The sequence below is a fragment of the Niveispirillum sp. FG156 genome (genome assembly GCF_057809555.1).
This window is the reverse complement of sequence record NZ_JBMDKE010000009.1, coordinates 28,687-51,271: the sequence shown is the minus strand read 5'-3', so window position 1 is coordinate 51,271 and position 22,585 is coordinate 28,687. Positions and strand designations below refer to the sequence as shown.

Genomic DNA, 22,585 nt, shown 5'->3' with positions numbered 1-22,585 from the left:
GCCGGACGCTACGTCGTGCCGTCCCTGTCAAAGACCGAAGAAGCGCGCGGCATTGCCGCCCATGATCTTGGCCTTGGCCGGGGCCGACAACCCATCATGACCGCGCACCAGGGCACCCACCCGCTGTTCACCCAGCGGGAACGGATAGTCGGACCCCAGCATCACCCGATCCTCCCCCATGGTAGCGACCAACAGCGACAGGGCAGCCTGATTGAATACCGCACTGTCCACAAAGAACCGATCGACATAGGAGGATGGCAGGTTGGGACAATCCTTGCGCACGATGTCGCGGTGGGTCCAGGCATTGTCCACCCGACCCAGGAGATAGGGGAAACTGCCGCCGCCATGCGCGAAGCACAGTGTCAGGCTTTTCGGCAACCGTTCAAACGCGCCCGACATGATCAGCGACAGGATGGACAGCTGGGTTTCCGCGGGCATGCCGACCAGCCAGGCCAGCATATATTTCGGCATCCGTTCGCGCGCCATCATGTCCCAGGGATGGACCAGAACGGGCGCGCCGATATCGGCGCAATGGTGCAGGAAGGTGACGATGCCGGCATCGTCCAGGTTCTTGTCCCCCACATGGTTGCCGATCTGCACCCCGAGATGGCCGTCCTTCATGGCGCGGCTGACCTCCGCACAGGATTTGTCGATATCCTGCAAAGGCACCTGGCACAGGGATTTCAGGCGGGCCGGATCGGCGGCGCAGATATCGCGGGCGGCATCGTTGAACAGTTTGGCACAGTCCAGCGCCTGTTCGGCGGGGCGCGTGTAGCCGAACAGGACGGGCGTGGCCGACATGATCTGGATATCGACATTGTCGCGATCCATGTCGGCCAGCTTGGCCTGGCCGTTCCAGCAGCGCTCATCAATGGGGCGGAACTCCTCCTCCCCCACCATGATCATGGCCTGCCCGCCGCCATGATGGCGCATCCAGGGCCAGTTGCGCACCGTGCCGAACCGTTCGGCCAGATCGGGCCAGTTCTCCGGCACGAAATGGCTGTGCATATCGATGATCTTCATGCCGCACCTGCCTTCGCCACCTTGCCCGGATGGACCGTGCCGCAGGACGGGCAGGTGCGCTTTTCAACATTGTCATAGAAGGATTGGAAGATGGGGGGCAGGTCCTTGACGATGCTGGACAGCTGCACCTCTGCCTTGTGAACGATGCCGCCGCAGCAGTCGCAGTACCATTGGAACGCGTCCAGCAGACCGTCGGGCCGCTGGCGCTCAATAACCAGACCGATGGAGCCTTCGACCGGGCGCTGCGGGGAATGCGGCACATTGGGGGGCAGCAGGAAAATCTCCCCCTCCCGGATGGGCACATCCTTGGGACCACCGTCGACCCACAGGCGCAGCACCATGTCGCCCTTGATCTGGTAAAAGAATTCCTCCAGCGGATCGACATGGTAATCGGTGCGCTGATTGGGGCCGCCTACGACCGTGACGATGAAATCGGCGTTCGACCAGATCTGGGCATTGCCGACCGGGGGGCGCAGCAGGTGCTGATGCTCCTCGATCCATTTCGCGAAATTCAGCGGCAGGCCATAGGTCAGCATATCGTTCCTCCCTTCAGGGGCTTATAGGCCACGGCCTTGATCTCGATACGCAGATGCGGGTGCGGCAGCTGATGCACCGCCACCGTCGTCCGCGCCGGCCCCTCCTGGTCGAAATATTCGCCATAGACCTGGTTGTACCCGTTGAAATCATTCATATCGACCAGGAAGGTGGAGACCTCCACCACGTCGCGCAGGCTGGCGCCTGCCGCTTCCAGAATACCGCCAATATTCTCGATCACCGCCCGCGTCTGGATACGGATATCCAGGTCGGTGGCCCCCAGGTGATCGACCGTGGCGCCGGCGATGGAATTGTCGGGGCGCCGTGAACTGGTGCCGGAAACGAAGATGAAATCGCCGGCCCGGCGGAAATGGGGGAAGCGTCCCCTGGGTACCGCCCGACCCTCGATGACCATGGCATCGCTGCTCATTCTGCCGATCCTTCTGCCGTCATCTGAAATTCGACGCGGCCCAGTTCCTGGGCTTCGAGCGTCACATGATCACCAGGAGCCAGTGCCTCTGCCGCCGTCGCCGCCCCGGCTAGGACGATCCAGCCGGGCTGAAGCGTGATGCCAGCGTCACCGGCCAGCCGGGAGGCCGCTACCAGCGATAGCAGCGGATCACCCAGGATGGCGGCACTGCTGCCTGTCTGCCGGGTCTGACCATTGATGGACATCACCATGTCCAGCGCGCGCAGGTCTCCCCCCGGCACTTGCCAGGGTCCCACCACAAACGCGGCGGAAGAGGCATTGTCCGCCACCACATCGGCCAGAGAGAATTTGAAATCGCGATAGCGGCTGTCGATGATCTCCAGCGCAGCAGCAACACCGTCGACAGCGGCCAGCGCCTGTTCAGGCGTCACGATGCCGGACAGCGGCGCCTTCAGCCGGAAGGCCACCTCCGGTTCGACGCGCGGATGAACGAAATGCCCGAAAGACAGACAACCACCATCGGCCACCTCCATATCGGCGGTCAGGCGTCCCCAGATCTGGTCATGGACCCCCATCTGGATGGCCTTGGCCCGGCTGGTGAAACCCATCTTCACTCCGACAATGCGGGCCCCGCGTTCCATCCGGCGGCCCACCAGCGCCGCCTGCACGGCATAGGCCTGATCAAGTGTCAGGGCGATGCCGGTGGTGGAGAACTGCGCCGTGGCACGCGCCGCGACGGCGGCGGCATCCAGCGTGGTGGCGCATTGGTTGATCAGGTCCATCAGGCGGCCCTTTCCTTCACGAATTCCGGGTTGATCGGGCCACAGCCCAGCATGCCGGCCACCTGGACCAGCGCCTGCGGGTCACAGCCGTGCCGCCAGCCCTTGCGCGTGGCGGCGGTGATGAAATGGGCCAGCGGATTGGTACCGCCGGCCAGGGCAGCATCGACGCGCACGGCCCCGTTCTGTACCGCGACGAGGGCATTGGCGACGGCCAGGGAGACATCATGGCTGGCGCTGATCCCGCGTTCGGTGGCGGGCGACAGCAGCCGGTCAAAGGCACGCAGGCGAGCGGCAACCCCATCCATATCCAGCACCCCGACCGCGTCCACGACATGGATGCAGTTCGCCCCTAACCCTTCCAATGCCTGTGCCTGACGGGCCAGATCGCCGGGGCAGTGAAGATGCCCATCAATGGGCAGTGCCGTGACATGCAGACCGGCTTCGTGGCCGGCAGCGATGATGGGCGCCGCCAATTCCAGATTGCCGACAGGAACGCGAATGGCTCGGATGCCCAGTGTCCGTGCCCGCTCCACCGCCATGACATCCGCCACCGGCATCGACAGCACAGCGCGAAGCCCGTCATCCGCCAGCAATCCGGCCAAGGCCCAGTCACCAGCCGGCAGCACGATCCCATCCACCCCCACCCCGTCCAGGGCACGGGCAAGCAGGCTCAACGCCTCATGCCCAAACCGGGAGCGCAGGGCCGGCAGGGTCACGTCCTGGATGACGATATGCCGGGGTGAATGGGTGGGCCTGGACATGGACGCCAGCCTTACAGCTTGATGCAGATGGTGGTGGGTTCGGAATAGAAGGACAGCGAATGCTGCCCCCCCTCCCGCCCGATGCCGGAGAACTTGACGCCGCCGAACGGTGTGCGCAGGTCGCGCAGGAACCAGTCATTGACCCAGACGATCCCGACCTCCAGCGCGTGCGCCACCCGATGGGCGCGCTGCACATCGCGGGTCCACAGCGCGGCAGCTAGGCCGTAACGGCTGTCATTGGCCTTGGCGATCACCTCCTCCTCGCTATCGAAGGGGGCGATGTGGCAGATGGGGCCGAAAATCTCTTCCTTCACGCAGCGCGCATCCTCGGGCAGGCCCGCGATGATGGTGGGCTGCACATAGGCACCGTGATCGCGATGGTCGCCGAAACGCGGCACCCCGCCGCCCGTGATAGTGGTGGCGCCTTCCTGCTTTGCCAGATCAAAGTAGGAGACGACCTTGTCGCGATGCTTGGCCGAAATCAGCGGCCCCATCTCCGCCCCGTCATAGGGGCTGCCAACCTGGATCGCCTCCGCCTGCTGTTTCAACGCGGCCACGAACCGGTCAAAGACCGGGCGTTCGACATAGACGCGTTCGGAACAGAGGCAGACCTGTCCGCAATTGCTGAACACCGACCGCACCGTGCCGGCCACGGCATCGTCGAAATTGGCATCGGCAAAGATGATGGCGGCGTTCTTGCCACCCAGTTCGAAGCTGACCGGTTTCACGCCCGCCGCTGCACTGCGCATGATGGCGCTGCCGGTGCCGCTTTCACCGGTGAAGGTGATGGCGTCGATGCCGGGATGCCCGACCAGGAATTCGCCTGTGCTGTCCGGCCCGAACCCATGCACCAGATTAAAGACGCCGGGCGGCATACCCGCCGCATGCATCACCTCGGCCAGCAGCGCCGCCGTGGACGGTGTATCCTCCGACGGTTTGGCGACCACGGTATTCCCACAGGCCAGCGCCGGCGCCAGCTTCCACGACAGCAACAACAAGGGCAGGTTCCAGGGCGATACAACGGCCACCACGCCCAGCGGCTTGGCAATCGTATAATTCACGGCCCCGCGCCCATCGGCGGTATCGGTCTGAAAACATTCCGTCCCGCGCGTCAGGGCCAGATCGGCGAACAGGTCGAAATTGGCGGCCCCGCGCGGCACGTCGATGCTGCGCGCCTGATGCAGCGCCTTGCCGGTATCCGCCACCTCGGCGGCCACGAAATCATCGAACCGGGCGCGGATGCCGTTGGCCACAGCGCGCAGCAGGGCCACGCGGTCACGCACCGGCATGCGGCCCCAGGGGCCATGCAGGGCGGCCCGTGCGGCCTTCACCGCGCTGTCCACCTCTGCCCTGTCCGACAAATGCACGCGCGCCAGGGTCGCGCCATCGATGGGGGAGATGTTGAGGAAACTGTCCCCCGCCGTCACGAACTGCCCGCCGATATAGGCGGGGATGGTGCGGCCCTGAAAGGGATAGGCGTGGTGGGACATGGAACGAAACCCGTTCTCTGCTGCCGGGGCAGTGACTGCCCGCGCGGCCTGATGGGTTCCACGCTATCGGGGGCTTGTATAATAGAAAAATACCATTTCAGTGATCCGATATATGGGAATAGCTATAGCTGATGAGGATGCTTCTTCCTCGTCATCCCGGCGAAAGCCGGGACCCAGCTCAGCGGCGTCAGCCGCGGCATGACTCATATCGGCGCTAACCGCGCCTTATGCTGGGTCCCGGCTTTCGCCGGGATGACGAAAAAAGGGAAAGCCATGATGCACGGGGCACGGAGGAAAACATGAGCCTGAACCTGACGCCGCTGGTCCTGGAAAACCGTCTGCGGGCGCGGCTGAAATTCAAGCAATTGCAGCTGCTGGTGATGGTAGCCGAACATAACAATATCCTGCGCGCGGCCCAGGTGCTGAACATGGCGCAGCCGGCGGCCACCAAGACCATCCGCGAACTGGAACAGACGCTGGGCATGGATCTGTTCGACCGCACCTCGCGCGGGGTGACGCCCACCCTGTTCGGCGACGTGGTGGTGCGCCATGCCAAGCTGATCCTGTCGCAGCTTCGGCACGCGTCGGAAGAGCTGGTGTCCCTGAATACCGGCACCACCGGCAAGATCGCGGTGGGCACGCTTCTGGCCGCCGCCCCCACCCTGCTGCCGCGCGCCATCGTCCTGCTGAAGAAGGAACGGCCCAACATCAATATCCAGGTGGTGGAGGGCACCAACGACAAGCTGATGCCCATGCTGCGCGTCGGTGATCTGGACATGGTGGTGGGCCGCCTGCCCGAATATCGGGAGCGGGATGGTCTGTCGCAGGAGGTGCTGTATTACGAGCCGGTATCCATCGTGGCGCGCAAGGATCATCCGCTGGCCGGACGGGGCGAACTGACCCTGGCCGACCTGATGGATGAGGAATGGATCCTGCCCCCGCCGCAGACCAGCCTGCGCCGCCAGATCGAAACCGCCTTCCGCAAGGCGGGGCTGCAGCCGCCGATCAAGACCGTGGAATCGGTCTCCATCCTGACCAACCACACCCTGCTGCTGGAAACCGACATGGTCGCCGCCATGCCCTATCAGGTGGTGCAGAGTCAGCCCGGTCTGGTCCGCCTTCCCGTCAATCTGCGCACCGCCCTGGGGCCGGTGGGCATCACCCTGCGCACTGGCGTGGATTTGACACCGGCGGCCACATACTTCGCGGGTGCCCTGCGCCGCGTGGCCAAGGATGTGTCGGCGGATCGTGAAATGGCCTGAATGCGGAAAAGGGGGCTGTCGAGCCCCCTTTCGTAGCGCGGATTAGGCGGCAGCCGTAATCCGCGGAAATACGGCACCGTGGCTCCGCGGATTACGCTTCGCTAATCCGCGCTACTCCATCACCTTCGCCGCGAAGATCACGGCCAGGGCCAAGGGCGCCAGCCAGCGGATGCAGAAGCGCCAGGCCCGAAAGGCCAAACCCTCCCCCAACTCCCCCGCCTGTACCGCCCGGCTGATCTTCCACCCGACCAGGACCGCGATCAGGCAACCGCCACCGGGCAGCACCACGTTGGAGGTCAGGTAATCGAATAGGCCGAAGTAGGTCTTGTCATTTAGCAAACCCGCCCAGGCCAGCGGCTTCACATCCGACCAGATGTTGAAGGACAGGACCGACAGGATACACAGGCCCCAGGACAGCCCACCCGACAGCAGGGCTGCATGCGCCCGCTTCCAGCCCAGACGTTCAGTCAGGAAGGATACCGGCGCCTCCATCATGGAGATGGCCGAGGTAATGGCCGCCGCGAACAGCAGCACGAAGAAGGCCACACCCACCACAACCCCACCCGGCATATGGGCGAACATATAGGGCAAGGTGACGAAGGTCAGCGCCGGGCCGCCCGCCGGGTCCAGCCCCATGGCGAACAGCACCGGGAACACGGCAAAACCCGACAGCAGCGACACGAACACCGCCGATCCCACAATGATGACCGACGACCGCATCACCTTCTCCCCGCGGTCCATATAGGAACCATAGGCCATCAGATTGGTCGCCCCCACGCCCAGGGCGAAGAAGGCCTGCCCGAAAGCATCCAGCAGCACGTCAGGCGTCACCTTGCTGAAATCAGGCTTGAACAGGAACCGGGCCGCCGCCGCGACATCGCCCACCAGCATGGCATATCCCGCCATGGCCAGCAGCAGCAGGAACAGGATGGGCGTCATCACCTTGTTGGCCAGTTCCACCCCACCCGTGATGCCGCGCGCCGAAATGGCGACGGTCGCCCACAGGAACAGGCTGGACCAGGCGAACAGGCGGACCGGATCACCGACCAGCCCGTCGAACCGGGCCTGGGCAATGCCGGCGCTGTCCGCCGCCGGGTCCAGGATATAGGCCATGACCCAGCCGCCCACGACGCTGTAGAAGGACAGAACTAGAATGGCCGCCGCCACCCCCGCCAGCCCCAGATAGCGCCAGCGCGGGCTGGCCCCGGCCTCCATTGCCGCCGCGCGGATGGCGTTGGGCGGGGACACCCGATATCGCCGCCCCACCATCAGTTCGGCGATCAGCAGCGGCAGGGCCAATGCTGCCACCGACAGCAGGAAGGTCAGCAGGAACACCGCCCCGCCGCCCGTGCCGACCGTGTAGGGAAAACGCCAGATATTGGCCAACCCCACCGCCGACCCGATGGTCGACAACAGGAAGGCCAGACGCGACGACCATTGCTCACGGGGTTGGCTGGACATGGGTGGGCCTTGCTTGGGTTGCTTATCCGATCCCCCCTTCCCGCCTCCCCGGCGAAGGCCGGGGCCCAGGGGCCATAGGGAGAACGGATGAGTTGAGATCGGTCGGAAACGGCGGAACGGTCGGGCGCTTGGCCCCTGGGCCCCGGCCTTCGCCGGGGAGGCAAATAGCTGGCGACGGATTGGGCCTCACGTCACCGCATCACGCGCCTGAAACCGTTCCTCCCGCCAGACCCCGCGCGCCATGATGTCGGCCAGGATGTCTACGGCATCGGCCACGTCGGTATAGCGCAGATAGAGCGGGGAAAAGCCGAAGCGCAGCGTGTCGGGCGCACGGAAATCGCCGATCACGCCGGCCTCGATCAGGGCCTTCATGATGGGATAGCCCTGCGGATGGGCCAGGGCGACATGGCCGCCGCGTTGCTGCCCGTCGCGCGGGCTGTCCAAGCGGAACGTGCCGGTACCCAGCTTTTCCTCAACCAGGGCGATGAACAGATCGCCCATGGTGCGCGCCTTGGCCCAGGCCAGATGCTTGTCGGCGCGCACGGCCAAGTCGATGCCGGGTTCAGCGGCCTGCATGGAGATGATGGCTTGCGTCCCCGTCAGCATGCGCCCGATGCCATCGGCGGGGCGGTAGTCGCGGTCAAAGGCGAAGGGGGCGGCATGGCCCCACCAGCCGGATAGCGGCTGCTGCATGGCCGCCTGGTGACGCTTGGCCGCGAAGATGAAGGCCGGGCTGCCGGGGCCGCCATTCAGGTATTTGTAGGTGCAGCCCACCGCGAAATCGGCCTGTGCCGCATTCAGGTCCACAGGAATGGCGCCGGCGGAATGGCACAGGTCCCAGACGGTTAGCGCACCGACGGAATGGGCCTTGGCCGTGATGGCCGCCATGTCCAGGACGTGGGCGCTCTTGTAATGCACATGGGTCAGGGCGACGACGGCCACGTCGTCGGTGATGGCATCCAAGATGCCGTCCTTTTCCACGAACCGGATTTCATGACCCTGGCCCAGGAAGGCGGCCAGACCCTGCACCATGTAATTATTGGTGGGGAAGTTGCTGCCTTCCATGACAATGACGCGGCGGCCGGGACGCAGGGCGCAGGCGGCGGCCACGGCCTTGAACTGGTTCAGGCCGGTGGCATCGGTCACCACCATCTCGCCTGCATCAGCGCACAGCAGTTGCGCCAGCCGGTCGCCCAGCTTGTAGGGCGCCGCGAACCAGCCGGCACTATTCCAGGACCGGATCAGGCCGACGCCCCATTCCTGCGTTGCTGCCTCCGCCGCGCGTACAGCCGCCCGCGTCGGCATTGGCCCCAGCGAGTTGCCGTTCAGATAGATCACCCCCGGCGGCAGGGTGAATTCATCCCGGAACCCGGCCAGCGGGTCATCCCTGTCCAGCCCCTCAATCTCGGCGCGCGTCAGCATGGCCGTTCCCCCTCAAAGCCCCAGCTTGCGCAGCAGTCCGGCTTCTGCGTCGCCATCCAGCGACATCAGCGGTGCGCGCAGGCGCGACCATTCCGGATCATTATGCAGATGCGCCAGCACGGCCTTCACCGCCGGCACCAGCGGCACGCCCGTGAAGGCATTGCGGAATTCCGCCACGCGGTCCAGCCGATCCTGCTGCGCAGGGGTGCCGATGGCATCGACCAGGGCGCGGATGGACCTTGCATGCAGGTTGGCGGTGGCGCTGATGCAGCCGGCCCCGCCGCGCGTGATCAGATCGACCATCCGCGCCTCGGTCCCGGCGAAAATCTCCAGGCCCGGCAGGGCCTCCATCACGGCCTGGGTGTTGGCCCAGTCACCGGAACTGTCCTTATAACCCCGGATGGTGGAACCATGCGCGCGCACCAGATCCTGGGCCAGCGTCGGGGTGATGGGCACGCCCGATGTCTGCGGAAAATGATAGAGATAGATCGCTAGGCGCGGATCATTCACGCCCTCGATCAGGTCGCGGAAATAGCGACGGACACCGGCGTCTGGCACGCCCTTGAAGAAGAAGGGCGGCACCACCAGCACACCGGCGCAGCCGCTGTCGGTGGCGTGCGATGACAGCAGCACCGTATCAGCCAGCGCGCAGCAGCCGGTGCCGACCAGCAGGCGGGCCGGCTCGATACCCTGGGCGATCAGACTGTCCACCACCATCATGCGCTCGGCATTGGTCAGCGACGCAGACTCGCCCGTGGACCCGAACAGCAGCAGCCCGTCCGCGCCCTCAGCTAGAAGCCAGCGGCAATGGGCCGCCATCCGGCCCAGATCGATCTTGCCGTCAGCGAAAAAGGGGGTGGCGACCGCCGGCACAATGCGGGCGAACGGTTGGGTGGCCATGATATGGCTCCGGAATATGGATTGCGGAAAAAGGCCGTAGGTCAGGTCAAGCCGAAGGCGAGCCCTGACGAATGACGGCGCGGGGAATGTCAGGGCTCGGGGCTTTACCCCTCGACCTGACCTACGCCTTGGGCTTGTAGCTGGATGTGCCCACCCAGCCGCGTTCGGAAATGTCGATCATGACACTAGCGGGGCCGGTCATCTTATATTCGGCATTGTCCTTGTCGGGATTCTTGCCCAGGCCCTGCGCGATGTTGATGTCGTGGCGCGGGGGGAAGCCCTGGTCTTCCATATATTCCGCAGTCGCCTCCACATCCTCGCACTGGAAACCCAGATGATGCAGGCCGTTATAGCCTTCGGGGAATTCCAGGCCAGCGGCCGGTCGGTTCTTGAACCGCAGCAGGGCGATATTGATGGTGCCATCTGTCACGTAATAGCCCTGGGCATTACGGCTGTCGACGCGGCCCGCAACAGTCCAGCCCATGACATTGGCGAAGAAATCGCGCGACGCCTCCGGGTCCTGGGTGGAAATGGCGATATGCTTCAAGGGAATGACCATGGTGGTTCCTTCTCTAGGGTCAGGAGCCGACGCGGAAGGCCGATGTCAGGCCCCGCACGGCAGCGACAAGGGAAAGGGCCGTGATGCGGCCCGTGCCGGGGTTTTCCACCGTCGGCACATTCTCGATCTCAAGCGTCAGGCGGGCGCTGTCGGCATCCACCACGATGCGGTGGCAATTGCGGGTGACCGTCGGGTCTGCCCAAATCTGCAACTGCGTGCGATCCGGCCCGATGCCGGCCAGACCCAGGGCGGCGGCGACATTGACATTGGCCGGGAACCGCGCCGCCCCCTCCCGTGCCGATCCATCGAACAGCTTCAACGGTTCGGTCAGGGACAACAGGTCCAGCCCGCGTTCCACCACTTCCTTGGCCTTGGTCAGCGAGGTCGGGGGCTTGCGCGTTACCATGGTGACGGAATGGATGGTCCCTTCCGCCGCCGCCCGCACCGCGTCAAAGCCCAGCAGCGCACCGGTGGCCAGGATGATGCGCCCACCATGGGCACCCGCCGCGTCGATAATGTCCGGGCGTTGCAGCAGGGCCGCACCGCTGACCGTGACCAGAGTACGACCACGCGCCAGGGCCGGCAGGGCGATATCGGCAAAGGCCGCCGTGGGCGCGCATTCGACGATGACATCGCACAGCTCTGCCAGCGTCGCGGCATCGACAACGGGCACCTGGGCCTTCAGGCCGCCCATGCGGGCCCGCGCCTTGGCGGCATCGCCGCTAGTCACCGCCGTCAGGGTCAACCCCTGCATCCCGGCATCCAGCGCCCGGCCCACAGCCGCCCCGATGGTGCCATATCCGGCGATCCCGACCCGCAAAACCATGATGCGCTTTCCTGCTTGGCTGAATTGACCCCAGGCTAGGCCCGTCCGCTATGCCGGGAAAATACCGATTTCACCGCGTGATATGGGGGAAGCGATATAGCGGGGCGGGCTGGGTCGCCCTCACCCTCCCGTTGGCTGGCGCCACCGGGCCCCTCCCTCTCCCACCTTCGTGGGCGAGGGGCGGAACTTGGCTGCTCCACTGAATTGTGCCCCACGCCCGCTTGGCAGGGAGAGGGAGGGGCCCGAACGCGTCAGCGTTTGGGAGGGTGAGGGAGCGCCCCCGATATGCCAAAACCGCCATATCATTCAGCCGCCTTGGTCTTTGATCACCATACCGGGATTGCCGATGGTGGGGAAAATCCCCTGCCTGACGGAGCCATCATGCCCCCCTGGATTGAGATCGCCGAACTTTCCGCCCTGATGCTGCTGACCGGGTTAGCCGGTGGGGTGCTGGCGGGGCTGCTGGGGGTAGGTGGCGGCATCATCATTGTGCCGGTACTGGACGTCGTGCTGGGGCTGGTCGGCGTGGACCCGGCGGTGCGCCTGCATGTGGCGGTGGCAACCTCGCTGGCCACCATCATCCCGACGGCCATTTCATCCAGCCGCAGCCATCATCGCAAAGGGGCCGTCGACCTGGATCTGACCCGGTCCTGGGGGCCGGCGGTGTTCATGGGCGCTGCCATCGGCACCGCCATCGCCGGATATGCCAAGGGCGGGGTTCTGGCGGCCATTTTCGGCACCATCGCCCTGGTGGTGGCGGTGAAGATGCTGCTGCCCGCCGGTGCCTTCACCCTGAACCGTCCGCTGCCCAAGGGGCCGGCGGCGCAGGCAATGCCGGCTGCCATCGGCGCCTTTTCCAGCATGATGGGCATTGGTGGCGGCACCCTGACGGTGCCTGTGCTGACCCTGTTCAACTATCCGATCCACCGCGCGGTGGGCACGGCTAGCCTGTTCGGGCTGGTTATCGGCATTCCGGGCACCATCGGCTATGTCCTGACCGGTTGGGGCCGGGCGGATCTGCCGGCAGGCAGCCTTGGCTATGTCAACCTGATCGGCCTGGCCCTGATCGCGCCCGCCACCATGCTGGCCGCCCCCTGGGGGGCGAAGCTGGCGCACAGCCTGAGCAAGCGGCAATTGTCCGTCGCGTTTGGCTGTTTCCTGCTGATCGTGGGGGCGCGGATGCTTTACCGTGCCATCACGGTTTTGTTTTAAGTCTTTCGCCCTCAAACGCCGGGCGCCGCCATCCGGCGGCTTGGCTTGCGTGCCCATGTGGGCACGGGCGCTCAACGCGCCAACCCGGTGATGATGCGTTCCACGCATCATCACCGGGTATAACTCCAGAAACTGGAACCCATCCCCATGTCCGTTTACGCCATCACCCCGCCCGCCCCCGTCACCCTGCCCATCGTGGGCAGCGATGCCTTGTTCCCTGTGGGCCGCCTGTTCTGTGTCGGGCGCAATTATGCCGCCCATGCCCGCGAGATGGGGGCTAGCGACCGCGAGCCGCCGTTTTTCTTCATGAAGCCGGCCAGCGCCGTCCTGCCCGGTGGCGGCACAATGCCCTATCCGCCGCAGACCAGCGACCTGCATCATGAGATTGAGTTGGTGGTGGCCCTGGGTGAGGGCGGGTCCGTGTACGGCTATGGCGTCGGGCTGGACCTGACGCGCCGGGATTTGCAGGGGGAGGCCAAGAAGGCCGGTAAGCCGTGGGACATGGGCAAGGTCTTTGACCATGCCGCCCCCGTCTCTGCCCTGGTCCCCGCCGCTGCGGTGCCCAGCGTGGATGCGGGCCGCATCGCCCTGTCGGTGAATGGCGTGGTGCGGCAGGAGGGGGACCTGGCGGAGATGATCTGGACCGTACCGGAGATTATTGCCGAACTGTCGCGCTTCATCACATTGCTGCCGGGCGACCTGATCTTCACTGGCACGCCCGCCGGCGTGGGGCCGATCCAGCGCGGCGACCGGCTGGATGGCACGGTGGCGGGGATTGGCACCCTGTCGGTGACAGTGGCCTGATCACACGGTCCTGACCGCGCGCCAGCAGAACAGCAGCGCCAGCGTCAGGACCGCCAACCACAGGGCGGCGCCTGACGGCTGTGCCAGGACCCAGCCGCCAGCCAAGGCGCTGAACACGGCGCCGCCACGTCCCAACGTGGCGGCCCAGCCGATGCCGGCGGCCCGACAGCTTGTCGGGTATCGCGCAGCGGCCAGACCATACAGCCCCACCTGCACCCCCAGAATGGCACCACCGGACAGCAAGACCGGCACCATGGCCGCCATTGTGCCAGGAACAGGACCAAGCGCCAGGGCGATGCCGGCAAGGGCCAGGATGCCAGCCCCCATCAGGCACAAGGCGGAGAGGCACCGGGCCGTACCAAATCGCCCACCGGCCCAGGCGCCCATAACCGCCCCGCCCACGCCGCCCAGATTGAACCACATCGACCCGCGCACCGCCTGATCCATGGGCAGCCCCAGACCGGACAGCAGCACCGGCAACCAGTTCAGGCAGCCATAAAGCGCCAGCATGGCGGCAAAGAAGCCGGCCCAGAGATGCCAGGTGGTGACGCGCAGCGGGGCCGACAGCAGCTCTGCCACCCCACCCTTTCCAGCGGCGGGAACGGAGGTGCGGAATATTATTTCACTATCAAAATGATCATTGCCGGCCAACCTGTTCATCAGCCGCCGAAGATGGTCCGCACCCTTATCGCGCGCGGCAAGAAATTGCGGTGATTCCGGTAGCGTTATGATCATGATCAGGGCCAGCAGCGCCGGTGCCACCCCGCCCAGAATGAAACAGACGCGCCAGCCGAAGGCCGGGATCATCCAGGCGCAAAGGGCAGCCCCCAGCATGCCGCCAACGGGCACCGCCACGATCACCAGCATGACGGCATAGGAACGCCAACGCCGGGGCATCCATTCCGCTACCAGCGCGGTGGCATTGGGCACCGCCGCGCCCAGGCCCAGGCCGGTTGCCAGCCGCAGCAGGCCCAGCATGACGGGACCACTGGCCAGGGCGGACAAGGCCGTCATGGAAGCTAAGAACAGCACCGCCCCGATCAAGGCCGGGCGTCGCCCGATCCTGTCGCCGATGCTGCCGCCCAATGCCGTACCCGCCGCCATCCCCGCCAGCGACGCGGCCAGCACCGGCCCGAAGGCAGCCCGGTCCAGGCCCCATTCGGCCAGCATGGCCGGCGCTGCCAGGGCAGCCAGTTGGATATCGAACCCATCCAGCACGATGATGGCGGTCACCAGTAGCAGGACCAGCGTCCGCAAACGGCCAAAGGGCAGCGTTTCCAGCGCCTCATCGAGATCGCGGATCATGGGGGCTCTTTATGTCGGGGGTGGTTCCCTCACCCTCCCAGGCCTTCGAAGGCCTGGGAGGGTGAGGGTGCAAGGGCTGAGAGACTAATCCCGCGGCGGCCAGGGCGTCGCCGGCACGCCGGACTTCACCGGACCCAGCAGCGGGCTGGACAAGGCATAGATGCCATGGTTGGTGAACATCCAGATGATGTTGCGGTCATATTCAATATAGGTACCGAAGGCCAGATTGCCCTTCACGCTTTCAAAGATCTCATCATCCTTGGGGAAGCGTGGCACGTAATAGCCGGCGATGGCGGGCTTCGCCGGGTCCTTCACATCGAAAATCTGGATGCCGGCATTATAGAAGGCATAGATGGCCACCCCCTCGCGCCCCTGGCCCGGCTGGGTATGATAACCCGGCCGCTTGGGCCCGAAGCTGCCGCGCCGCTGACAGAAATCGGTAAAGGCCGCCTCCTTGGGTGGGGTCGGGCGCGGGAAGGTGGAGATGATCTTGGGGTGTTTCAGGTCGCGGACATCGATGGCGAAGATGTCCTTGTACGGCTCAAAACACTCATCATTCATGGGATAGCCGTTGAGGAAGATGACACCCGTCTTCTCATACTGGCTGAGATTGACATTGTCGGCTTCCGTCCCGGCAAAGCTGGGCGGAAGGTCCAGATGGCCGATGATCTTCATGTTGGCCGGGTCGGAAATATCCAGCGTGTAGAGCCCCAGCCCCGCCATGGCGGCAAACGCCACCTTGCCGCCCTTTTCCACCGGCTTCGGGATGAACAGGGGCATGCGGGCACCCATCCAGGAGGTGCGGTTACCGGCGCGCGGGTTCTTCAGATAGGCCGCTTCATGCGCGGCATCGCCGATGATCTGACCGGGGGCGGCGAAGTTGGACAGCCATTTCGGATTGGCCGGGTTCGACATGTCCCAGGCCTGATAACCGGGGCTGTAGAGATAATCCTTATACTCGGCCAGCGCGTAGGTGTCGTCGGGGGCGGTCGCCAGGAACATGTATTTGCCGCCATACCAGGCCGGCACATCCAGCGACCCCGAACCCTGCTGCCGCCCGATGGGGGCGGCGGGATGGGCGACATCGGTGGTGCGGGTGGCGATCAGTTCCCACTGCTCGGGCAGCGGGCCGTTCATGGCATAGACCTTGAAGCCCTTCAGATGGCCCGCATGCCGGATGGCATCCACCTTATCGGGCTGGCTGCGCTTATCCTCCAGGATGCCGATGCGCGACACCTCGAAAGACTGCACCATCACATATTTATTGAGCGCCGCGTTCCACTGGATCGACGACGCACCGATACCGTCACCGGCGGGGAACGGGTCCTTTTCCGGGGACGGCCCATCCTTGCCCCAGTCCGACCCCTTGGTGGCCAGCAGTTTGGCATCACGCGGATCGGTGATGTCGAACACCTTCAGGTGCCGGCGGTTATAGACATACATGATCCGGCGGTCGCCAAAATCGACGATATTCTGCCATTCATGATAGGGCGAGGCGGAGAGCGGGTAGAACGCCTCCACCTTCATGTTCAGCGCGTAATCCTTCTGGTCCCAGTATTTCAGCTGTCCGTCGAAGCTGGGCGCGCCATGCACGGCCTCCGTCGCCTTGGGATGCACGAACCTGCCCGTCTTGGCATCCATGCCCCAGGTGCCGGGGGCTGGCATGGGCGGCATCTTGTCGGGCGTGATGTCGTACCAGCGCTGGATAATCGGATCGCGGATATCGATCTTGGCCGGTTCATCACTGGCCAGCGCCGCACCGGTCATCAGGGCCAGGGCCGCGCACAGGGTGGACAGGCGGAAGGCGGATTTCATGACGCACTCTCCTTGTCGGTCTTCATCCGGCGGCGCGCGGCCACCACGAAGAACCAGGGCATGATGATCATCAGAAGACCATAGGCCAGTGGCAGCCGCGCCACCGTGGGGTCTCCCAACAGGGTGAAGGCAGCCAGAAGGGCCACCGCAATGTTGTGCACGCCGACCTCAATCGTGATGGTCAGCCGCTGTTGAACCCCCAACCGCCAGAACCGGGCATAGAGTGCCGCCCCTACCATGGCGGTCAGCATCAGGGCCGCCGCCGCCCCCACATTCTCCATCACCACGGTCAGGTCGGTGAAGTGATGCAGGTTGTAGAATGTCGTTGTCAGGCACATGAACAGGATCAGGCCCACCGCCACCATGCGAAACCGGGCCAGCACGGCCAGGGCCAGGGTGGGCCAGAAGCCCCGCACCGCCATGCCGATCATCACCGGCAGGACGGTCGCCAGCGCCAGGGACAGGCCCGCCTCCAGCGGCGACAGACGCATGCGCCCGTCGCGCGCCAGGAACAGGTCCAGCGCCAGTCCCGACCAGAATGGCAGGGTGATGCAGACCAGCAGGCTGGACAGGGCAGTCAGGGCCACGGCCAGCGCCACATCGGCGCGCGCCGCCAGTGTGATGGCGTTCGATGTCACCCCACCGGGTGCCGCCGCCATCAGTACCAGCCCCGCCTTCACCAGCGGATCGACGGGCAGCAGGCTGGCCAGCGCCAGGGCCAGCAGCGGCAGCAGGATCAACTGCGCCGACAGGCCCACCAGCACCGCCCTTGGCGCCCGGCCCAGCAGGCGGAAATCCGCCCCCGTCAGGGCCAGCCCCATTCCCACCATGATGATGAAGACGGTGGCCGGAAAGGCGATGCCCGTGAAGAAACCGAACGGGATCATCACACGAACTCCATCGCCTGTTTGGGGCGCAGGGCCAGTTCGACGGACCGGCAGAGGGAGGCGAACATCTCGCTGCCCGAAACGCCGGCCGCCGGCTGCTGCCGTTCGATGAACAGGCGCGACCCGTCACTGCCGATAGCTTCCAGTTGCAGCATCAGCTGCGTGGCCGCAGGGTCGGAGATCATGCGCCCACGACAGCGGTCCAGGCCCACGGTGGCCAGGGCGCAGGTGACCATGGCGTTGACATTGCGGGGAAAGCGCCGGGCAATCTCCCGCACCGGCCCGTCGAACAGGATCTGCTCTCCGCCCGCCGCCACCGCACCCGCCACGGGTTCGATGCTGGCCGGCGGCTTGCGGAAGGTGATGGTGACGTCGCGCCATTGTCGCCGCCATTCGAACAGGCTGTCGACACCGACCATGGCCCCGTGCGGGATCAGCAGCCGGTGACCATAGGCCGACGCGACGGCCAGCAGCCTTGCCCGCAACTCATCATCGGCCAGGGCCGACACAGACAGGGGCATGTAATCCGACCGCGACAGAAGGCTGGCGCCGAACTGTGCCGTGATGGCGGGATGTGCCGCCTCCACCACCAGATCGGCGGGCGGGGCGGCGGACAGGTCCGTCAGCCGCAATTCCGCCGGCACATCGCCCAGCCTATCCGGGGCACGGGCATGAACGAAGGCCACCTGATACCGGTCGGGCTGTCCGGTCAGCCAACGGTAAAGCCCGCTGCCCACAAACCCGAACCCGATGATCCCGACCCGTGCCATGTGGCCTCCGTTGGCTTAGAACTTCACTTTCAGCGTAACGCCATAGGTGCGCGGCGGGGCGTAGGAGGCCAGGACGGAGCCGATGACGTCGGTCTTGCCCGCCGTATACAGCTTGTCCGTCAGGTTCTTGCCCCACAGCATCAGTTCCCAGGCCCCGTCATCGGCCACGACGCCGACACCGGCATCGATCAGGCCATAGGAGGGGTTCCAGGTGCGGTCGCTGTTCTCGTTCTCGAAGAAGTAACCGTCGGTCCAGCTGTAATCCGCGCGGATCAGGCCATTGACCTTGTCATTCACCGGGAACTCATACTGCGCGCCTGCCGAAAGGGAATTCTTGGGCGTGCGGCGCAGCTTGTTGCCCTTCAGGTTGGTGGGCACCGGCTTGGAACAGAAGCAGGACGGATCATAGCGCAGCGCCGTGCTGATCAGATCGCCCGTGATCTTGCCATCCATCAGGGCATAGGAACCTGACAGGGTCAGCCCCTCCACCGGGACCGCCAGCAATTCCAGTTCCAGACCCTTCACCCGTGCCTTGCCGGCATTGGCGATGACATTGTCGGGCGGCAGGGAGCTGCTGAAGATCACATATTGCTGCGTCTGCAGGTCCTTATAATCGGCGATGAAGCCGGTCAGGTTCAGGCGCAGCCGGTTGTTCAGCCATTGCGACTTGATGCCCGTTTCATAGTTCCAGGCAAATTCGGGATCATAGGGAACGGCGGCTTCGGTCGGGTTGTTGGCATTCTCCCCGTTCCAGCCGCCGCTCTTAAAGCCCTTGGCGACGGTGGCATAAAGCATGACATCATCGCTGGTCTTCCATTGCAGGGTGGCGCTGGGCGTCCAGGCCGACCAGGTGTGCTTGTCACCCGCCGTGAAGGAAGTGGTGGGCCGACCCTGCGCATCCTCGAAATCCTGACCCAGGAAGTCACCGAAGGCGGCGCGGGCAACCGTGAACTTCTTGATATCCTTGGTATAACGGACGCCGCCGATGGCTTTCAGCGTATCGGTCACGGCCCAGGTGCCTTCGACGAAGGCTGACCATGTGTCGCCCTTGGCGGTGGTGCGGGCCGTCTCCCGCCCTTGGGCGAAGTAATCGACGAAGATGTAATCGGCATCTTCATTACGGTCGATATCCTCACCCATATAGAACAGGCCGGCCATGACATTGAACGGACCGTCAAAATCGGAGCTGTAGCGGAACTCCTGACTGAAGGTCTTCACATCCTCAGTCTTGGCATTGATGTAGAAATCATCATTGAACTTCGACCGGTCGATCTTGCCGAACTGGATGCGGCCATTGGCATCGCGCAGCAACTTGTCCATGTCCAGATAGGACCCGGCATCGTTGTTCTTGTCCTCGAACGCCGCGTCGCGATAGCCGGTCAGCGAGGTGATGGAGCCGTTTTCCAGGCTCCAGACCGCCTTGATGCTGCCGCCGCCCACGTCAGAATGCTGCCGCCCGTCAGTATTGTTGGGGCCCTTGCGCGGGTCGGGGTTCTTGAACGGCACATTGTGGGCCGACGGGATCACCATGTCGATCCAGCGCCCATCGCTGCGTCGGCGGGAGAAATCGGCCGATGCCGTCACTTCCAGCTGTTCCGACGCGACAAGGCGCAGCGCGCCCTTCACGCCCATGGAGGACAGGTCCTCCACATCATTCTTGGTGAAGGTATTATAGGCAAAGCCGTCGCGGCCCCGCGCCGAAAAAGCGATGCGACCGTAGAGATTGTCGGCGAGCGCGCCGCCGGTGGCACCCCGGAATTGCAGGAAGCTGTAATTGCCGACGGAAACCTCGGCCACCGTACCCTGATCCTCGGTCGGCTGTTTGGTGATGAAGTTGACGGCGCCGCCCACGACATTCTTGCCATAGAGCGTGCCCTGCGGTCCGCGCACCACCTCGATCCGTTCGAAATCAAACAGCTCCAGATTGGTGCCCTGGGCGCGTGACAGATAGACATCGTCCAGGAAGAAGCCGACAGCGGGGCTGCTGGCCGCACTTTCAATGTCGGTGCCGATGCCGCGCATGAAGATGTTCGGCTCAGTTGCGTTGTCGGCATTCATGGTGAAGCCGGGCACGCGGTTCACCACCTCCAGCACATCGCCGATCCCGGCACGTTGCAGCCCTTCGGCAGTGAAAGCGCTGACGGAGACGGCGGCATCCTGCAGGCTCTCTGCCCGCTTGCGCGCCGTCACCACGATCTCTTCCAGCATCAGTTCCTGCGACAGCGCCGGCATGGCGGTGGCAAGGGCGGCACCGGCCAGAAGCACGGCGCGCAGCGTCAGTTGAGACTTGGTCATGTTCGAGACCCCCTGTTCCATTCGGTTTTTATCCGCATGGAGGGCCGGTCCGTTGGGACCGAAGGACCGCGTACCCCGCCTCACCCGTTGGGCGGGGATCAGGTGCAGGTATGATCGGTCCGGCCCGAGGGACAGTCCCTGGAGGCGGTCTCGAATGTTGTGCATCATGCCGCTCCCGGCGGGCAGTGTTTTCAACTGCGCACCATGGTGTGCTTGCTGCCGGTAAACCTCGCGGTTCCGGCCCTTCCGCCCAGGGATCGACGAATTTTCTTCACGTCGCGGTCTGCTCCTCCATGTGCATCCATCATAGGAAGGGGGAGCATAACAGTAATATACTGAAGAGGCTGCGTGTTATGCCGGGATTGTTATAACGGGGCCGGAATGGTAAGCGGCCCTGTCCGCCCCGTTAATGCCACCGCCCATCCCTATCCTCCCGCGTCTGCGGGCGCAGGCAGCGCCGGTACAGTGCGAAATGGTAGGGGATCGGGCGGGCCGGCACGCATCGATATCCACTGCGCTCAGCGCCACCGGGTTGGCAGCACCCCCCATCTGACAAGCTGTAATCCGGGACCAACAAGGTAGAGACAAAATCTCGTCAATGTCGTTGGAAGACAGCGCCAAGAGCGGCGGCTGAGCCAGGGCCAGCAGCAGGGGCTATCTCTTTGCATGGTTGGCGCCCCCCATCGGATGATCACCTCTGGGTCTCTAGCTGACTGTACTGAAGCTTCAAAAATCGTGAGTAATCCCCGGCGATGCAGGGCAATCCTGCAGTGGCTGCGTTAGCAGGGTGAGGAAAAACCATTTCGCTACTGCGGTCGGGTTACTTTTCGGCAATCTCGCGTCAAGCCCTCGCAACATACCACCAGTATCTTGCTTGCGTCGTCACCGCCGCCTCGTTGGAAGCGCACCAGCCATACATGGCCAGATCGCTGGCAAAGAAGGCCGGACGCTCCCCGTCTGTCGACACGGCCACCGGCAAGGCCGCCGACACCGATGTTGCGCTCTACCGCCGACAAGCTGGACAAAAGCCGCCGCCCCTGCACCCGGATCGACCGCGCCCGCACATCCCCGGCACACCATGGCCCAAACGGGTCAAAGCGGGTGGTGGGGCATAGGCGTCAGCTTGCTGCAAGGAAGCTGTGGGAACCTGCATCTGCGAACCAGACAATCATGCTATCGGCGGAGGGTTTCATGAAGTCGGTCTTTACACGGAAACAGGGGCAGTTCCCGGCCTCCGGTATCTTCCTGCCTGACTTTGGCCTGGGTGAAACCGGCATGGTTATCGTGACAGCAGGACCGGCGCCGCAGGATCCTGCGCTCTGTCATCATATTCGTATCCGGGAGGGAAATGATTCCGATCTGCGGTTCGACTTCTTTCCGGCGGGAACCCCACCTCAGATGGGCCCGGCCATCCGCATAGGACCCGATCTGCTTGATCGCGCACTGCGTGAATTGTCCCACCCCCTGCGCAAGGGGAATCTCGGCCCGTGCCTCGCACTGCGGGATCGGCAACTGGTCTATATCTGGCGTGCAATCATGGATGAGGCGCTGGCCAGCGGTCCGGGCGGCCCCCGTCACATGGCGCGCCTGGGCCAGGTACTGGCGGCCCGGTTGGCGTTTCTGCTGCCCTGCCCTGCTGCCCCCTCGGCGATCTCCAACCGTCTGAGCGGACCCGTCCGTTCCAGGCTGGTCGCCTATATCGACACGAACCTGGACGGTGACCTTACTTTGGCAACCCTTGCAGCCGTGGCGGGTATGAGTTCCTCGCATCTGAAAACCTTGTTCCGCGCCAGTTTTGGCGAACCCGTGCACAGTTTCGTCATGAGGCGCCGGGTGGAAAGGGCACGGCAGTTGATCGAGGCTGGCACGCTGCCGTTGGTGCAGATCGCGCTCGAAGCCGGTTTCTCCCATCAAAGCCACATGGCCCGCTGGATGCGCCGGCTGGTCGGGGTGACGCCCGGTGTGCTTGGACGCGGCATGCGGCGAAGCGGCAGCGAAAGCGGCACAAGTCTTTCCGGCTGATCAACGCATCCCGCAAGGTTGTGAA

At 64.6% G+C, this 22,585-nt stretch carries 20 protein-coding genes; 4 read left to right on the top strand and 16 right to left on the bottom strand.

Features of this window, described 5'->3' with window-relative positions:
- Positions 1–27 precede the first annotated feature (27 nt).
- The 6 genes from ACODSP_RS07360 to ACODSP_RS07335 are packed head-to-tail and all read right to left on the bottom strand — an operon-like array spanning position 28 to position 5,020.
- A complete protein-coding gene (locus ACODSP_RS07360; protein WP_488964976.1) occupies positions 28–1,023 on the bottom strand; it encodes an amidohydrolase family protein in 996 nt (331 codons plus the stop codon).
- The gene (locus tag ACODSP_RS07355; RefSeq protein ID WP_488964975.1) at positions 1,020–1,559 is read right to left on the bottom strand and encodes a 3-hydroxyanthranilate 3,4-dioxygenase; all 540 of its coding nucleotides are present in this window, start codon (positions 1,557–1,559) and stop codon (positions 1,020–1,022) included. The genes ACODSP_RS07360 and ACODSP_RS07355 overlap by 4 nt, the downstream gene beginning before the upstream one ends.
- Entirely contained in the window at positions 1,553–1,987 is a 435-nt protein-coding gene (locus ACODSP_RS07350; RefSeq protein WP_488964974.1) for a RidA family protein, read from the bottom strand. Before ACODSP_RS07350 ends, ACODSP_RS07355 begins: the two co-directional genes overlap by 7 nt.
- Complete coding sequence (locus tag ACODSP_RS07345) at positions 1,984–2,769, bottom strand: 2-keto-4-pentenoate hydratase (protein WP_488964973.1); 786 nt, start codon at positions 2,767–2,769, stop codon at positions 1,984–1,986. Before ACODSP_RS07345 ends, ACODSP_RS07350 begins: the two co-directional genes overlap by 4 nt.
- The gene (locus ACODSP_RS07340) at positions 2,769–3,530 is read right to left on the bottom strand and encodes a hypothetical protein (protein ID WP_488964972.1); all 762 of its coding nucleotides are present in this window, start codon (positions 3,528–3,530) and stop codon (positions 2,769–2,771) included. Before ACODSP_RS07340 ends, ACODSP_RS07345 begins: the two co-directional genes overlap by 1 nt.
- Before the next feature lie 11 nt (positions 3,531–3,541).
- The gene (locus ACODSP_RS07335) at positions 3,542–5,020 is read right to left on the bottom strand and encodes a 2-hydroxymuconic semialdehyde dehydrogenase (RefSeq protein ID WP_488964971.1); all 1,479 of its coding nucleotides are present in this window, start codon (positions 5,018–5,020) and stop codon (positions 3,542–3,544) included.
- Between the two features lie 299 nt (positions 5,021–5,319).
- On the opposite strand from ACODSP_RS07335, the gene ACODSP_RS07330 reads away from it, so the two are divergent.
- Positions 5,320–6,282, top strand: a complete 963-nt coding sequence (locus tag ACODSP_RS07330; RefSeq protein ID WP_488964970.1) for a LysR substrate-binding domain-containing protein — start codon at positions 5,320–5,322, stop codon at positions 6,280–6,282.
- A 111-nt stretch (positions 6,283–6,393) separates the two neighbouring features.
- Here ACODSP_RS07330 and ACODSP_RS07325 read toward each other — a convergent pair whose 3' ends face one another.
- The 5 genes from ACODSP_RS07325 to ACODSP_RS07305 form a co-directional block, all read right to left on the bottom strand.
- Entirely contained in the window at positions 6,394–7,743 is a 1,350-nt protein-coding gene (locus tag ACODSP_RS07325; protein ID WP_488964969.1) for a sodium-dependent transporter, read from the bottom strand.
- 186 nt (positions 7,744–7,929) lie between these two features.
- Entirely contained in the window at positions 7,930–9,165 is a 1,236-nt protein-coding gene (gene kynU, locus ACODSP_RS07320; RefSeq protein WP_488964968.1) for a kynureninase, read from the bottom strand.
- Between the two features lie 12 nt (positions 9,166–9,177).
- Entirely contained in the window at positions 9,178–10,065 is an 888-nt protein-coding gene (locus tag ACODSP_RS07315) for a dihydrodipicolinate synthase family protein (RefSeq protein WP_488964967.1), read from the bottom strand.
- 121 nt (positions 10,066–10,186) lie between these two features.
- Positions 10,187–10,624, bottom strand: coding sequence for a VOC family protein (locus ACODSP_RS07310; RefSeq protein ID WP_488964966.1), 438 nt, complete (start codon positions 10,622–10,624; stop codon positions 10,187–10,189).
- A gap of 19 nt (positions 10,625–10,643) precedes the next feature.
- Positions 10,644–11,450, bottom strand: a complete 807-nt coding sequence (locus tag ACODSP_RS07305) for an aspartate dehydrogenase (RefSeq protein WP_488964965.1) — start codon at positions 11,448–11,450, stop codon at positions 10,644–10,646.
- A gap of 381 nt (positions 11,451–11,831) precedes the next feature.
- On the opposite strand from ACODSP_RS07305, the gene ACODSP_RS07300 reads away from it, so the two are divergent.
- Both ACODSP_RS07300 and ACODSP_RS07295 read left to right on the top strand, forming a co-directional pair.
- Positions 11,832–12,662 carry a sulfite exporter TauE/SafE family protein gene (locus ACODSP_RS07300; protein WP_488964964.1) on the top strand — a complete coding sequence of 277 codons (831 nt, stop codon included), beginning with the start codon at positions 11,832–11,834 and terminating at the stop codon, positions 12,660–12,662.
- A 147-nt stretch (positions 12,663–12,809) separates the two neighbouring features.
- The gene (locus tag ACODSP_RS07295; protein WP_488964963.1) at positions 12,810–13,466 is read left to right on the top strand and encodes a fumarylacetoacetate hydrolase family protein; all 657 of its coding nucleotides are present in this window, start codon (positions 12,810–12,812) and stop codon (positions 13,464–13,466) included.
- On the opposite strand, the gene ACODSP_RS07290 is transcribed toward ACODSP_RS07295, so the two are convergent.
- From ACODSP_RS07290 to ACODSP_RS07270, 5 genes are all read right to left on the bottom strand, one after another.
- The gene (locus tag ACODSP_RS07290; RefSeq protein WP_488964962.1) at positions 13,467–14,771 is read right to left on the bottom strand and encodes an MFS transporter; all 1,305 of its coding nucleotides are present in this window, start codon (positions 14,769–14,771) and stop codon (positions 13,467–13,469) included. It lies immediately after the preceding gene.
- 84 nt (positions 14,772–14,855) lie between these two features.
- Complete coding sequence (locus ACODSP_RS07285) at positions 14,856–16,586, bottom strand: LVIVD repeat-containing protein (RefSeq protein WP_488964961.1); 1,731 nt, start codon at positions 16,584–16,586, stop codon at positions 14,856–14,858.
- Positions 16,583–17,473, bottom strand: coding sequence for a bile acid:sodium symporter family protein (locus ACODSP_RS07280; RefSeq protein WP_488964960.1), 891 nt, complete (start codon positions 17,471–17,473; stop codon positions 16,583–16,585). The genes ACODSP_RS07285 and ACODSP_RS07280 overlap by 4 nt, the downstream gene beginning before the upstream one ends.
- Positions 17,473–18,243 (bottom strand): aspartate dehydrogenase domain-containing protein, encoded by a 771-nt coding sequence (locus ACODSP_RS07275; RefSeq protein ID WP_488964959.1) that lies wholly within the window; start codon positions 18,241–18,243, stop codon positions 17,473–17,475. The genes ACODSP_RS07280 and ACODSP_RS07275 overlap by 1 nt, the downstream gene beginning before the upstream one ends.
- Positions 18,244–18,258: 15 nt before the next feature.
- Entirely contained in the window at positions 18,259–20,538 is a 2,280-nt protein-coding gene (locus ACODSP_RS07270; RefSeq protein WP_488964958.1) for a TonB-dependent receptor, read from the bottom strand.
- Positions 20,539–21,729: 1,191 nt separating this feature from the next.
- Here ACODSP_RS07270 and ACODSP_RS07265 point away from each other — a divergent pair.
- A complete protein-coding gene (locus ACODSP_RS07265; RefSeq protein ID WP_488964957.1) occupies positions 21,730–22,560 on the top strand; it encodes a helix-turn-helix domain-containing protein in 831 nt (276 codons plus the stop codon).
- Positions 22,561–22,585 lie beyond the last annotated feature (25 nt).